We start from the raw sequence: 1,322 nt of genomic DNA, 5'->3' as shown, positions 1-1,322 counted from the left end.
CGCAGCCGCTCCAGGAGGGCATCGAGGGAGTCCTCGCCGCGCAGGACGCTGCCGGCGAGGAAGGACAGGATCTCGGACTCGGCACGCAGGCGGGCGGCCTGGTGGGTGCGGCGGGCGGCCAGGTCGACCACGGAGGCCACCGACACGGCCACGCCGACGAAGATCGCGATGGCGACGATGTTCTTCGGGTCGGAGATCGTGAACTCGTGCAGCGGCGGCGTGAAGTAGTAGTTCAGGAGCAGTGACCCGAAAGCTGCCGAGGCGAGCGCGGGGAGCAGCCCGCCGAGCAGTGCCGCCGCCACTGTGGAGGTGAGGAAGAGCAGCATGTCGTTTGCGAGCCCGAGGTCGGGGACGGCCTGGTTCAGCAGGACGGTGAGGAGCATGGGGCCGGCGAGGCCGGCGAGCCACCCCCAGATGATGCGGGAGCGGCCAAGTCGCGTGCCGCGGGCGACGGGCAGGCCGCGGCCCTTGGCGGCCTGGTCGTGGGTGACGATGTGGACGTCGAGGTCGGGTCCGGATTCGCGGGCGACGGTGGCGCTGACGCCGGGGCTGAAGACGGACTGCCAGGAGCGGCGGCGGCTGACGCCCAGCACGATCTGGGTGGCGTTGCACCCGCGGGCGAACTCCAGGAGCGCGTCGGGGATGTTGTCGCCTATGACGTGGTGGAAGGTGCCGCCGAGGTCCTCGACCAGGGTCCGCTGGACGGCGAGTTCCTTGGGCGACGCGGCGGTCAGCCCGTCGCTGCGGGCGATGTAGACGGCGAGTACCTCGCCTCCCGCGCCCTTCTCGGCGAGGCGGGCGGCGCGGCGGATGAGTGTACGTCCCTCGGGGCCGCCGGTGAGGCCGACGACGATGCGTTCGCGGGCCTGCCAGGTGGAGCGGATGTTGTGCTCGCCCCGGTACTCCTGCAGGTACTCGTCGACCCGGTCGGCGACCCACAGCAGGGCCAGCTCGCGCAGGGCGGTGAGGTTGCCCGGGCGGAAGTAGTTCGAGAGGGCCGCATCGACCTTGTCGGGCTTGTAGACGTTGCCGTGGGCCATGCGGCGGCGCAGCGCCTGCGGGGACATGTCGACCAGCTCGATCTGGTCGGCTCTGCGGACCACCTCGTCCGGCACGGTCTCCCGCTGCCGGACCCCGGTGATCGTCTCGACCACGTCACCGAGCGATTCGAGGTGCTGGATGTTGACGGTGGAGACCACGTCGATGCCGGCCTGGAGGAGTTCCTCGACGTCCTGCCAGCGCTTGGCGTTGCGCGAGCCGGGGACGTTGGTGTGCGCGAGCTCGTCCACCAGAGCGACGGCGGGGCGCCGCGCGAGGATCGC

At 71.3% G+C, this 1,322-nt stretch carries 1 protein-coding gene; it reads right to left on the bottom strand.

The window, feature by feature from the left end; translation table 11 throughout:
• Nucleotides 1-1,322 (bottom strand): DUF4118 domain-containing protein (locus tag ABZZ20_RS36865; protein ID WP_356877436.1); only part of this gene is annotated, 1,322 nt, incomplete at both ends.

The organism is Streptomyces sp. NPDC006430, assembly GCF_040612395.1.
In the GTDB taxonomy this organism is placed as follows: domain Bacteria; phylum Actinomycetota; class Actinomycetes; order Streptomycetales; family Streptomycetaceae; genus Streptomyces.
Note: the sequence above shows the minus strand (reverse complement) of the source record. Positions and strands in the feature narration are given on the sequence as shown.